Consider the following 13,459-nt stretch of genomic DNA (forward strand, 5'->3'; position numbering starts at 1 on the left):
GACTTATTCTCACGAAACGTGATCCGCCAAAGTCTCGTTCGAACCAATTACCCCTGGCGGAGTAAGAGGCTCAGCAGGACTCTGCCGCCCACGTTTCTCTTTCTTCAATCTTCAATTGTCAAAGAACAGACATCGCTTCACGCAATGTCGCAGCCCGTCTCGCTTTTCGGCTTCGGGGCCAATCGAGTGTCGCTCACGCGGCTCTCTTGAATTTCAGCAGAGGGCAGACCTAGAAGCAAACTTCTTCGTCGCCAGCGGCGCACCGCCCTCGTTCGTGGGCCGTATATAGTCGGACCTCCCTCGACGCGTCAACACCGATTTCGAACTTTTTTGAATTTTTTGCGACGAATTTTTCGAACCGCTTTTTCGATAGCCGGCTGCCCTTGCGGCAGCCCCCGGGTTATCCGCAACGAGGCCCTATTGCCGCCGCATTAGGGCGTGAAACCGGCCCATATGAGGAAGGCGCGCGCGTACATGCGAGGCGCGCCGACGACGGATGACAGGGCGCCCTGCGCAAGGGACGCATGATTGGGGATATCGGCCCCGGCCTGCCGCTTCGTTGACTTCAACCGCCGTGACAGGCAATTGTCATGGCCACAACGACAACGACAAGCCGTTTCGCCTGGGGAAGAAGCAGCCTTTCTGGATGCAAGACACCGAAGAGGTCATAGCCGAACTCGGCAACGAGCCGCCGCTGATCGCGGACGGCCGCAGCGGTCCGCCCGACCGCCGCGAGGTCTCGGCGCGCTGGCTGTCAGGCACCTTCCTCACCGGCGTGACATCGAGCGTGTTGATGGGCGTGGCGTTGTTCGCCGCCCTTGACGGGCGCCAGCAATTGGCGACCCCGCCGGAAATCGCCGAGCTCATCGGTCTTGCCAGCGGCGGCGATGATTCCGGCGAGCAGGCAAAGACCACACGGCTGGTGGCACCCCGACAGATCGCCCGGGCGAAGGACCGGCGGCGCATGGAAGTGTCGATGGTCACCAAGGTCGGCGACCGTGACGTTATCCACACCATGCCCTTCGTGCAGATCAAGATGGCCCTGGCCGCCGGCCACACCACCAGCCGCCCCTACCCGCCGTTCGACCCGATGCAGGTGTTCGGCGACGACGGCGACGACAACGCGCAACCCGCAACGGCCACCGCGGTCGCCGGACAGATTTACGGCGCCAAGGTCGAAAGCGAGATGAGCCTGAAGACGGTCGATTTCCCGATCGAGACGGCCTCCTTCGACGAAAAAAGCGATCTCTCCGCCGACGAGGTTGAAAAGGTGGTGCGGGACGCCGGCACCGGCTTGAGCGACGGCGCCGTCCAGGTGGCAGCGCTGCACTATATCGATCCGCAGCGGTTCGGCGATGCCTTCGCCGAATCGATGGCCGGCTCCTACGACGTGAAGATCACGCAGGAAAACGTCTCGGTGGCGCCGCGCGCCACGCCGGACGACCAGACGCCTGCCTTCGCCGAGGAAATCATTCCCTTCACCAAGGATACCGATATCGCCGAGGCCTATGCCGATTCGGGCTATACCGGCGACGACGCCACTGGCATGGCGGAGGCGATCGCCAAGCTTTTGAACGCCCCGGCGCTAAAGGCCGGAACGGTGCTGCGCGTTGGCCTCGAGGTGCGCGGCGACATCGCCAAGGTCGTGCGCACCAGCGTCTACGACAAGACCACGCACATCGTCACCATAGCGCTCGATGACCGTGGCCAGTATGTGCCGGCGCAGGAGCCGGAGCCCAATCCCGAGCTTTTGACGGCGTTCGACGATTCGCAGCCCGTCGTGGTGCGTGGCAATCTACCCAATGTCTATGACGGCATCTATCGCACCGCCTATTCCTACGGCATGTCGAAAGCGATGACGCAGAAGCTGATCAAACTGCTCGCTTCCGACGTGGATTTCCAGTCGCGGCTCTCGCCTTCCGACCGCCTCGAAGTGCTGTTCTCCCAACCTGACGGCGACGACCAGGCCTCCGACGGCTCTGAGCTTCTCTACGTCTCGTCGACCTTCGGCGGACAAACACGCAACTTCTATCGCTTCCAGATGCAGGACGGCAGCGTCGACTATTTCGACGAGAACGGCAGCAGCGCCAAGCAGTTCCTGCTACGCAATCCGCTGCCCAATGGGCGCTTCACCTCCGGCTTCGGCGCACGCCGGCATCCGATCCTTGGCTACGTCCGGATGCACACCGGCACCGACTGGGCAGCGCCGATCGGCACGCCGATCATCGCCGCCGGCAACGGCGTGGTCGAGAAGGCCGGCTGGGCCGGCGGCTACGGCAAGCAGATCATCATCCGCCACGCCAATGGTTACGAGACCTCCTACAATCACCAGAGCGCTTTCGCCAAAGGCATCGAGGAAGGCGTTCATGTCCGGCAGGGGCAGGTCATCGGCTATCTCGGCCAGACCGGCCTCTCTACCGGCCCGCACCTTCACTACGAACTGATCGTCAACGGCACCAAGGTCGATTCGATGCGCGTGCGCCTGCCGGTCGGCAAGGTTTTGAAGGGCGACGATCTCGTCGCCTTCAAGAAAGAGCGCGAGCGCATCGACGATCTTCTGAAGCAGGAAGACGGCAATGCGCTGAAGGTTGCCAGCGCCAAGACTGATTCGCAGCTTCCGAACTAATCTTGCTCATCGTTTGTCTTTTGCGGCCAGGGCGATGCCTGTCCGGGAACCGTGAACCAGGCGGTGAGCGAAGACAGCACGCAAAGCAGCGCCGTGATCGCCGCGACCGCGGCGAAAGCCGAATCGCTTGCCGCAATCCTGGCCGCTTCGATATTGGCGGCCAGCCCGGAGGCCGGCGGCTCGCCGAAACCGGGCACCCCGGCGGCATTGCCGGTCATCCGCGCGTAAACCCAGGCCGCCAGCGAGCCCATCGCCGCCACCGCGATCAGGCCGCCGACGCGCGAGACCGCGTTGTTGATGCCGGATGCGGCCCCCGTATCCTTGTCCTCGACGGACGTCATGACCGCGGTCGACAGCGGCGACACGACTTGCGCCATGCCAAGCCCCATCAGTGCCATCAGCGGAAAGGTGCCGATCCAGAAATCGTGGATGCCGAAATGGGTGAGCAAGGCAAGGCCGGCGAAGGCGATGGCGACGACCATGCTGCCGCTGGCGATCGGGAAACGCGGACCGATGCGATCCGACCATTGGCCGACCGGTCCGGACAAAAGCGCGATCGACGCCGACAGCGGCACGAAGATGAAGCCGACCTCGGCCTCGCTCAGCCGCCAGCCGGCGATCAACAGCATCGGCAGGTAGAACAAATTGGCCGACAGCGCGAAATAAAGGAAAAATGTCGCCAGATTGGCGCCGGCAAAGGCCCTGATCCGGAACAGGCCGAGATCGATCATCGGGTCGCGCCGCCTGTGCTCGTAAAAGATGAAGACAACAAGCAGGACCACGCCGGCAACGATCGCCGGGCCCGACATCAACCCTGCGCCTTCGGCATTCATCGCCGTCAACCCGTAGGCGAGCAGGCCGAAAGCAAGCGTCGCCAGCGCCGCGCCGCCAAGGTCGAGGCTGCGTTTTTCGGTTGGCTTGTCGGCCGGCACCTTGGTCAGAAGCAGATAGATCGAGATCAGCCCAAGCGGCAGGTTGATGCCAAAGATCGCGCGCCAGACGCCATTGCCGAATGTCGAGAGCACGAAGCCGCCCAGCACGGGACCGAGCGCCGTGGTCAGCGCCGAAGCGGCGGCCCAGATGCCGATCGCCCGGCCGCGCTCCTTCTTCGGATAGGCTTTGGCGATGATGGCCAGGCTGCCCGGCACCATGATCGCCGCACCAATGCCCTGGATGGCGCGGAAGGCGATCAATATAGCCGGATCGGGCGCCAGCGCGCAGGCGAGCGAAGCCGCGACGAACAGCGCGATCCCGGCCACGAAGGCGCGCCGCAGTCCAAACCGGTCGCCGGCAGCGCCCCCCACCAGGATGAGCGCCGACAGCGTCAACGCATAGGCGTTGGAAATCCACTGCGCTTGCGCCAGGCTGGCGCCGAGATCCGCGCGCAGCGCCGGCATGGCGATCGCCAGGATCGAACCGTCGATGAAGCCGAGCGCAGACGCGAGGATCGCAGCGACCAGCACGAATTTTCGCTGGGTCTGAGGACAAAACGTGCCGTTCGCCCGCGCGGGCGAATGCGAATCGGCAGTGGTTTCATTCGCTGATGACATCGTATCCCTGCTTAGCCCCCTCGCGCGGGCGCAACAACAAGCCAGAGCATCGCTGTTCTTGAAACCAGATGACAGAACATGATGCCGAAAAGTGTGAAGCGGCTTTCGGACGACATCATGTTCCCTCTTTTTGATTCAGGGCCGGATGACGAGGTGGGCTCAATCCTGATGCAAACCGCCACCGGCGTGCTAGGTTCCCCCATCATGCGTGAGAGGGGGAAGCCATGAAGCGTCCGCTCGAACCGTCGGCGGAAGGACGCGGACGCATCGTCGGCGTGACCGACGGCGTTTTCGCCATCGCGCTGACGTTGATCGTGCTGGAGATCAGAGTGCCGTCGCATGAGGCGGTGCATTCGGAAGGCGAATTGCTCGCCGCGATCCTGGCGCTGGCGCCGCGATTCCTGACTTATGCGCTGAGCTTCCTCACGCTCACCATCTTCTGGTTCGGACAGCAGGCACAGCATGGCCTGATTGCGAAATCGGACCGGCGGCTCGCGACGCTCAACCTGTGCTTCCTTGCCTTTATCGCGCTGCTGCCCTTCTCAACCGACCTTCTCGCCGATTTCCTGGCATTCAGGGGCGCGGTACTGGTCTACTGGCTGAACCTGCTGATGCTGGGCGCCACACTGTACGCAAGCTGGTGGTATGCCGACAGGAACGGCATGATCGCCGAGGACGTCGATGCTGAAACGCGACGCACCGTCTACAAGCGGATCGTCAAGGCGCAGATCCTGTGGGCGGTCGGCGCGGCGCTTTGCCTGATCACGCCGCTGCTCAGCATAGGCTTCATCCTGCTGGTGCAGCTCATCTATGCCGCGGCGCCGCGCGCCTTACTGCTGCGTAAACTCATCGGTTGAGGTCCCGCCGACATCCGCGATTGTTGATCCGCCTACGAACTCCACCGTGACGCCCGGCGACACCAGCTTGGCAAGCTCGCGTGCATCCCAGTTGGTCAGGCGCACGCAGCCATGGCTCTCGGTTTTGCCAATCTTAGAAGGATCGGGCGTGCCGTGAATACCGTAGGTCGGCTTGTCGAGTGCGATCCAGACCGAACCGACCGGACCGTTCGGTCCCGGGGGGACGGTCAGGATCTTGTCGTTCTGGCCCTGCTTGAAATTGATGTTCGGATTGTAGGTGTAGTTCGGGTCGAGAGCGATGCGCGAGACGGCATGAATGCCGGTCGGCGACGGCGTGTCGGCCGAGCCGATGGTCGCGGGATAGGCCGCGACCAGCTTGCCGCTCCCATCATAGGCGTAGACTTCCTTCTTGGTCTTGTCGGCGATGATACGCGTTACCGGCGTCGAGACTAGCTTGCCGAAATTGGCGACCTTGATCATCGTGCCCGGGCGATTGAAGTCCACGCCCTTGTTGATCGATCTCAGATAGGTCTCGTCCATATGGAAGCGTTCGGCCAGCGCCTCGGTGACCGAGGTGTAGCACATGCAGTCGAGCTTGGCCTTCTGGCTGTAGTCCTCCGGTATCGAGGCGACGTAAGGGCCGGCCGCGTCTTCCGGTGTGATCGTGTAGGAGGCGAAGGCGTCGCCGCCCGACTGTGCAAGCGCCGCCTGGATGCCGACTGCATCGGTCGACTTCAGATTGGTACCGTTTATTTCGTTGTAGGCGGCAAGCGCCTTGTCGACGTTCGAGCCGAAGCGCCCGTCGATCACGCCCGGCGAGGCGCCGCCGCGATCGAGCAGCACCTGCAGCGCGGCAACGTCCTGGCGCACGCCGAGCGACAGCGACGGATCGACCGTGGCCTTGCCACCAGTGTTCGGCGGCAGCGACGGCTCGGCGTCCGGATTGGTTTGAAGCACTTCGCCCTGGCCCGGCTGCTCCGGGTCGATCGACGCTTCGTTCAGCGGCTGGCGCTTGATGGTGTCGGATTTCGGCGCCTCCGGATAAGTGGTGGCATAGCCTTCATCGTTGTTGGGCGCCGGCGGATAGGCATCGACGGAATTGTCGTCGTACTCATCGACCGGCGGCGGGATGACACGGCCGTTCTCTTCCAATTGCCGACGACGGAAGCGAGCCATGTCATCGGGATTGTCGAGATAATAGCGGTCGTCGTCTTCGGCCGGCGCGCGGCCGAGTTCCTGCATGCGCATCTGCCGGCGAAGCGCGCGGCGGTCGAGCCTGCTGCCCGGCGGCTGGATGGCGATGACCTTGCCGGTGTCGGCATCGACCAGCACCCGGTTACCCCTGGCGTCGTAGTAGATATCGATATTGCCGTCCTGGGCCAGCATCAGCGCGCCGCGCTCAGCCGGGCGCGCAGGCCGCGCACCATCCGCGCTCGGCATGGCGAACGCACTGGAAGACACCAGCCCGGCCGCGAGTGCCGAAAGGGAAAAGATCAAGCGCAGCATGGGGGTCAAGCTCTCCGGTCAACTCGGGCTTCTGGCGGGCGAACCTTCGTCAGCAAACCAGCTAGCCAAATTAAGATTCCAACATGAACCGGGCATGAAGATGGCGGGTTTCCGGTACCTTGAGGAATATGAGCTCATGCATGTTGCCCAAAAATGCGCAGCGGTTCTGGGGGCCGACATGCGAAACAACAGCTAAAGCGCATCGACCACATCCGTTTCGGCGCGACGCGCCTTAACCTGCGGCAAGCCCCAATTCCTTGCGTGCCTGTCTGGTCAGCTTGAGGACGACCAGGCGATGGCTCTCGCGCAGATAGTCCTCGAGCGCCGCATCATCCATGCTTTGGCTTGTCTGACGCTGGATCCATTTCATGCCGCGCGAGGCGAGATAGGGCGCCGGCCGGCAGCCCGGCTGATCCTTCAGCACGTCATACGCCATCTCGGAACATTTGAAGGTGACGAAGAGCTCGCCGCCCTCGTTCCAGCCGCCGATGGCGAACACCTTGCCGCCGACCTTCCAGACATGGGCGCCGCCCCACTGAACGACATGCGTCGTGGCGGGCAATGAAGCGCAGAAGCCATTGTAATCGTCGAGCTTCATCAAGTCCTTCGCGGTCATCCGAATCGGCAGCCGATTATGCGCAATCACTGCGAATAACAAAGCGCGCCGCACCATACGATGCGACGCGCTTCGCGTTCATTCAAGCTCGCCCGAAATCAGGCGGCGGCTTCCGTCGCCACCACGGTCGGCTTCGAGCGGAAGTTCAACCGGTCGGAGCCGGCGGTGACCTTGACTGTCGAACCGTCGAGAATCTCGCCGAGCAGGATCTTCTCCGCCAGCGGATCCTGCAGCTCCTTCTGCATCACCCGCTTCAGCGGTCTGGCGCCATAGGCCGGATCGTAGCCCTTCGACGCCAGCCACTCGATGGCGTCGTGATCCAGCGACAGCGCGATCTTGCGGTCGGTAAGCAGGTTCTCCAGCCGCTTGAGCTGGATCTCGACAATGCGGTCCATATCCAGCCGGCGCAGCCGGTGGAACAGGATCACCTCGTCGACGCGGTTGAGGAACTCCGGCCGGAACGAGGCCTTCACCACGCTCATCACCTCGTCGCGCACGGCGTCGACATCCTGGTCGTCGCTGAGATTGACCAGATACTCGGCGCCAAGATTGGACGTCATGATGATCAGCGTGTTGCGGAAGTCGACCGTGCGGCCCTGGCCGTCGGTCAGCCTTCCGTCGTCGAGCACCTGCAGGAGCACGTTGAACACGTCCGGATGCGCCTTCTCGATCTCATCGAACAGCACGACCTGATAGGGCCGGCGCCGCACCGCTTCGGTCAGCGCGCCGCCCTCCTCATAACCGACATAGCCGGGAGGCGCGCCGATCAGCCGGGCGACGGAGTGCTTCTCCATGAACTCCGACATGTCGATGCGCACCAGCGCCGTCTCGTCGTCGAACAGGAAGCTGGCCAGCGCCTTGGTGAGCTCGGTCTTGCCGACGCCGGTCGGTCCGAGGAACATGAACGAGCCGATCGGCCGGTTCGGATCCTGCAGCCCGGCGCGGGCGCGGCGCACGGCCTTGGATACCGCCTGCACGGCTTCGCCCTGGCCGACGACGCGCTTGCCGATCTCGTCTTCCATGCGCAAGAGCTTCTCGCGCTGCCCCTCCAGCATCTTGTCGACCGGAATGCCGGTCCAGCGCGACACGACATGCGCGACGTGGTCGGGCGTGACCACCTCTTCCACCATGCCGGTCTTGCCGTCCTGCGCCTCGGCTTCCTTGAGCTTCTTCTCGAGCTCCGGGATCTTGCCATAGGCAAGCTCGCCGGCGCGCTGGAACTCGCCCTTGCGCTGCGCGATCGCCAGTTCGTTGCGCGTCTCGTCGAGCTGTTTCTTCAGGTCGGCGGCAAGGCCAAGCTTCTGCTTTTCGGCCTGCCACTTGGTGGTCAGCTCGCTCGATTCCTCCTCGAGATCGGCGAGTTCCTTCTCCAGCCGGGCAAGCCGGTCCTTCGAGGCCTCGTCCTTCTCGACCTTCAGCGCCTCGCGTTCGATCTTGAGCTGCATGATGCGGCGGTCGATCTCGTCCAGCGCCTCGGGCTTGGAATCGACCTGCATGCGCAGCCTGGACGCCGCCTCGTCTATCAGGTCGATCGCCTTGTCGGGAAGGAAGCGGTCGGCGATGTAGCGGTTGGAAAGCGCGGCCGCCGATACAAGTGCGGAATCGGAGATGCGCACCTTGTGGTGCTGCTCGTACTTCTCCTTCAGGCCGCGCAGGATCGAAACCGTGTCTTCCACCGTCGGCTCGTCGACGAAGACGGGCTGGAAACGGCGGGCAAGCGCGGCATCCTTTTCGACATGCTTGCGGTATTCGTCGAGTGTGGTCGCGCCGACGCAGTGCAATTCGCCGCGCGCCAGCGCGGGCTTCAACAGGTTCGAGGCGTCCATCGCGCCGTCCGCCTTGCCGGCGCCGACCAGCGTGTGCATCTCGTCGATGAACAGGATGATGTTGCCGCTGGCCGAGGTTACCTCGTTGAGCACGGCCTTCAGCCGCTCCTCGAACTCGCCGCGATATTTGGCGCCGGCAATCAGCGCGCCCATGTCGAGCGCCATCAATTGCTTGTCCTTCAGCGATTCCGGCACGTCGCCATTGACGATGCGCAGCGCCAGGCCCTCGGCAATCGCCGTCTTGCCGACGCCCGGCTCGCCGATCAGCACGGGATTGTTCTTGGTGCGCCGCGACAGCACCTGGATGGTGCGGCGGATCTCGTCGTCGCGGCCGATGACCGGATCGAGCTTGCCGGCGCGGGCGTCGGCGGTGAGGTCGCGCGCGTATTTCTTCAGCGCGTCATAGCCCTGCTCGGCGCTGGCCGAATCGGCGGTGCGGCCCTTGCGGATGTCGTTGATCGCCTGGTTGAGCGCCTGCGCGGTGACGCCCGCCTTGGACAGGATGTCGGCGGTCTTGGCCGACTTCTCCATGACAAGCGCCTGCAGCAGCCGCTCGACGGTGACGAAGCTGTCGCCGGCCTTCTTGGCCAGGTCCTCGGCGGTTGAGAACACCTTGGCCAGCGGCTGGGCGAGGTAAAGCTGGCCGTTGCCACCTTCGACCTTGGGCATCGCCTCGAGCGCCGTCTCGACGCCGAGCTTGACGTCGCGGACATTGCCGCCGGCGCGCTCGATCAAGGATGCGGCGAGGCCCTCGTCATCGTCGACGAGCACCTTCAGTATATGTTCGGGCGTAAATTGCTGGTGGTTGCGCGAGAGCGCCATGGTCTGCGCGGACTGGATGAAGCCGCGCACGCGCTCCGAGTATTTTTCAAGATTCATTCGCTGTCTCCTTCCATCACCGGCCCACTTTGCGGCACCGGATCAGATTGCGGTGACGGACCCGCTCAAAAGAGCCGAGCCCTGTTCAGCCGAGATATGGTGTATGGGCCACGGTCCCTCAAGACGCCTTGATGTCGATCAATGCAGAATATCGCAGGCGCGCACATACAAAAACGGCGGAGATTTCTCTCCGCCGTCAGCGACGCTTGAAATGGCGTCTGGATCAGTTGTTTGCGTCGGCAGCTACAGGCTCGCCGGGGGCTTCGTTGACAACAGGTGCCGGCTCGCTGGCGGCAGGCTCCCTCGCCTGGTTCGCCTCTTCGGCCGGCTTGGCGCCGACCTCGTCGCTATTGTTCACCGCGTTGCGCGTTTCGCCTGAACTTTCGGGACCGGAACCTTCGGGGCTCGAGCCCTCCGGCTGGTCGCCCCGCCCGCCACCGGCCTGGTCGGCATAGCTGCCGCGGGGACGCCGCGGACGCCGCGGACGGCGGCCGCCATTGTCCTGGGCGGCTTCGTTGAGCTCGGCCTGTGCGGCAAGGGCGGCCGGCGAGAAACTGTCGAACTGCGGCGCCTGCACGGCCTGTGAACCAGCCTCGCCGGTCGCCTCGGGCTGCGCCTGTCCCTCATTGCGGCGGTTCTGGTCGAACTGCTGGCCGCCCTGCTCGCCGCGCTGGGCGTTTTCGCCACGCTGACCGTTCTGGCCATACTGGCCGCCGCCGTTGCGGCGGTCACGATGCCGGTCGCGGCCATTGTTGTCGCGCTGATTGTTGTCGCGACGGCTGTTGTTGTCGCGGCCGTTTTCCTGGTTGTAGGCGAGTTCCGCCGGCGTGCCTTCGATCACTGGCTGCGGGCCGGAGCCGCTCGCCGTGCCCGGCGCATCGGCGCCGTTGCCGCTGTTGTTGCCGATATTGTCGAACTCCTCGCGATCCTCGTCCATATCGTCGTCGAAGTCGTCGCGGTTCTGCTGAGTGTTCTGGATCGGCATCTGCGCCTGCGCGGCGGCAATGATGCGATTGTAATGCTCGGCGTGCTGGAGGTAGTTCTCCGCCATAACCCGGTCGCCGGAGCTTTGCGCGTCACGGGCGAGTGTGGCGTATTTTTCGGCGATCTGCTGAGCCGATCCGCGGATCTTCACGTCCGGGCCGTTGCTCTCGTAGTTGCGGGTCAGGGGATTGGGCCCCTTGCGGTTGTTGTTGTTGCCACCGCCGCCATTGTTGTTGCGACCGCGCATGCGCCTGTTCTGCTGTTGTGGCCTCATTAGACTCTCTTCATAGTGAATTTTCGAAAAACTCTTCACGAACGGTGGCGCTCATGCAGCCAGCCGTTTCGTCTCTTCACCGGCGTTCGCCCGCATCAATTGCGTTGGCGCCACGTGCCATCCTGTCCCGGTTACATCATTTGCCGGATGATTCCCGCACGAAGCTTGGGCGTCGTTTGCGCAAGAAGGCAGCTATTTCCAAGGAAAACCGAATCGCTGGGAGCACTGCCTGCTTCGTCTCATCCGGTTGAGCCGGACCCTAACTGCATTCCCGGGTATTGCCAAGCGGTTTTTTCGCACTGCATCAGGGCTTTCAACGCTCGAACACTAGAACTCTGTCATTGCCGCCGAGATCGCGATGTGACCCGGTTAACACATAGCCGGCTGCCGCGAATATCCCGGTGACCTCGTTTTTCTGCGTATGGCCGATCTCGACCGCTACCTTGCCTTGCGCTTGCAGAAATTCCGCCGCTTCAGCGGCAATGACCCGATAGGGGTCCAAACCGTCCGCACCGCCGTCCAGGGCCCGGTGCGGGTCGAAATCGCGGACCTCGTCCTGCAGATTTCCGATGTCTCGACTGGGTATATAGGGAGGGTTCGAGGCAATTACATGGTAGTGGCCCGAAACTTTTTCGAACCAGTTGGAATGCAAGGCTTTGAAGCGTTCGCCGAGCCCCAGGTCTCGGGCGTTTCCGGCCGCAACCGCCAATGCGTCGAGCGAAATGTCGACGCCCGTCGCGGTGGCCGCCGGAACGGCGCTGAGCAGCGCCAGCGCGATGGCGCCGGTGCCCGTGCCGAGATCGAGAATGCGGAATTCGCCAAGCCTTTCGGCCGTTGCCCGCGCAAAGGGCAGGACGGCGTCGACCAGCGTCTCGGTATCCGGCCGGGGCTCCAGCGTCTCCGGCGAAAGCGACAGGCGCAAACCGTAGAATTCGCGGTAGCCGAGGATGCGGTGCACCGGCTCGCCTGCGACGCGACGCCTCAGGGCCGCTTCGATGGCCGAAAGCGCCGCCGAACCAACCTCTTGTCCCGGTTCGGCGATGGCCTGGGTACGGGTCGTGCCCGAGAAATGCTCGACGATCAGCCGCGAATCGAGCGCCGGATCGTCGATGCCGGCTATAGCCAGACGCTCGCGCGCTGCCCTGAGCAGCGGCCCGAGCGCGGCGGGCAGTCGATCAGCCATCGAGGCTCATATCGGCAAGCAGCTTCGACTGATGATCGGCGATCAGCGCGCCGACGATCTCGTCCAACTCGCCCATGATCACCCGGTCGAGTTTGTAGAGCGTCAGATTGATGCGGTGGTCGGTGACACGGCCTTGCGGGAAATTGTAGGTGCGGATGCGCTCCGAGCGGTCGCCGGAGCCGACCTGCGATTTTCGCGATGACGAGCGCTCCTCATCCGCGCGGCTGCGCTCGAGATCGTAGAGTCTGGCCCTCAGGATCTGCATGGCGCGCGCCCGGTTCTGGTGCTGCGACTTTTCCGCCTGCACCACCATGATGCCGGTCGGCAAATGGGTGATGCGAACCGCCGAATCGGTGGTGTTGACGTGCTGGCCGCCCGAGCCGGAGGCCCGCATCGTGTCGATGCGGATGTCCTCCGCCCGGATTTCGATATCGACCTCCTCGGCCTCGGGCAGCACGGCGACGGTCGCGGCCGAGGTGTGGATGCGCCCGCCGGCCTCGGTTTCCGGCACGCGCTGCACGCGGTGCACGCCGGATTCGAACTTCAGATGCGCGAACACGCCCTTGCCCGATACCGCGGCGATGATTTCCTTGTAGCCGCCGACCTCGCCCTCGCTCGCCGATACCACCTCGAAGCGCCAGCCGCGCGAGGCGGCATAGCGCTCATACATGCGAAAGAGATCGCCTGCGAACAACGCCGCCTCGTCGCCGCCTGTGCCGGCGCGGATTTCGAGGATGGCGTTCCTCTCGTCGGCCGCATCCTTGGGCAGCAGCAGGATTTGGATGTCCTTCTGCAGCGCCTCGATACGGCTCTCGACCTCCGGCAGGTCGGCCTCGGCCAGCGCGCGCATCTCGGCATCGGTCGCTTTGTCGGCAAGCATCGCCTCGAGGTCCGCCTGCTCCTGCTCGGCGGCGCGCAGCGCCCGGATCTTGCCCACCATGTCCTGGATGTCGGCATATTCCGAAGCCATCTTCACATAGGCGTCGGCGGCGGGTCCGGCCGCCATCTGCGCCTCGAGCATGTCGAAACGCTTGACGACTTGATCCATACGGTCGCGGGGCAGGTTGATCATGATCTTCGAACTTCGATGGAATTCACGTCAGGGCGAGCCGAAAATGGGGAATTTCGAGAACCGGAGCGGAATGTACATTTAGGTAC

9 protein-coding genes are annotated in these 13,459 nt (G+C 63.7%); 2 read left to right on the top strand and 7 right to left on the bottom strand.

What is annotated here, in order from left to right; translation table 11 throughout:
* The first annotated feature begins 646 nt into the window (after positions 1–646).
* Complete coding sequence (locus tag FJ423_RS31325; protein WP_181174965.1) at positions 647–2,626, top strand: M23 family metallopeptidase; 1,980 nt, start codon at positions 647–649, stop codon at positions 2,624–2,626.
* On the opposite strand, the gene FJ423_RS31330 is transcribed toward FJ423_RS31325, so the two are convergent.
* Positions 2,623–4,176 carry an MFS transporter gene (locus FJ423_RS31330; protein WP_140847365.1) on the bottom strand — a complete coding sequence of 518 codons (1,554 nt, stop codon included), beginning with the start codon at positions 4,174–4,176 and terminating at the stop codon, positions 2,623–2,625. The genes FJ423_RS31325 and FJ423_RS31330 overlap by 4 nt on opposite strands.
* A gap of 224 nt (positions 4,177–4,400) precedes the next feature.
* On the opposite strand from FJ423_RS31330, the gene FJ423_RS31335 reads away from it, so the two are divergent.
* A complete protein-coding gene (locus FJ423_RS31335) occupies positions 4,401–5,033 on the top strand; it encodes a TMEM175 family protein (RefSeq protein ID WP_140543611.1) in 633 nt (210 codons plus the stop codon).
* On the opposite strand, the gene FJ423_RS31340 is transcribed toward FJ423_RS31335, so the two are convergent.
* The 6 genes from FJ423_RS31340 to prfA all read right to left on the bottom strand — a co-directional run bounded on the left by FJ423_RS31340 (position 5,007) and on the right by prfA (position 13,373).
* A complete protein-coding gene (locus FJ423_RS31340) occupies positions 5,007–6,539 on the bottom strand; it encodes a L,D-transpeptidase family protein (RefSeq protein WP_140847367.1) in 1,533 nt (510 codons plus the stop codon). The genes FJ423_RS31335 and FJ423_RS31340 overlap by 27 nt on opposite strands.
* Before the next feature lie 232 nt (positions 6,540–6,771).
* Positions 6,772–7,137 (bottom strand): MmcQ/YjbR family DNA-binding protein, encoded by a 366-nt coding sequence (locus FJ423_RS31345; protein ID WP_140543607.1) that lies wholly within the window; start codon positions 7,135–7,137, stop codon positions 6,772–6,774.
* Between the two features lie 116 nt (positions 7,138–7,253).
* Positions 7,254–9,860: an ATP-dependent chaperone ClpB gene (gene clpB / locus FJ423_RS31350; RefSeq protein WP_140847370.1), complete on the bottom strand. Its 2,607-nt coding sequence runs from the start codon at positions 9,858–9,860 to the stop codon at positions 7,254–7,256.
* Positions 9,861–10,083: 223 nt separating this feature from the next.
* Positions 10,084–11,118, bottom strand: a complete 1,035-nt coding sequence (locus FJ423_RS31355) for a DUF4167 domain-containing protein (protein ID WP_181174966.1) — start codon at positions 11,116–11,118, stop codon at positions 10,084–10,086.
* Positions 11,119–11,431: 313 nt separating this feature from the next.
* Positions 11,432–12,301, bottom strand: coding sequence for a peptide chain release factor N(5)-glutamine methyltransferase (prmC, locus tag FJ423_RS31360; protein WP_140847373.1), 870 nt, complete (start codon positions 12,299–12,301; stop codon positions 11,432–11,434).
* A complete protein-coding gene (prfA, locus tag FJ423_RS31365) occupies positions 12,294–13,373 on the bottom strand; it encodes a peptide chain release factor 1 (protein WP_140847376.1) in 1,080 nt (359 codons plus the stop codon). The genes prmC and prfA overlap by 8 nt, the downstream gene beginning before the upstream one ends.
* Positions 13,374–13,459 lie beyond the last annotated feature (86 nt).

The sequence above is a fragment of the Mesorhizobium sp. B2-8-9 genome (genome assembly GCF_006439475.1).
In the GTDB taxonomy this organism is placed as follows: Bacteria; Pseudomonadota; Alphaproteobacteria; order Rhizobiales; family Rhizobiaceae; genus Mesorhizobium.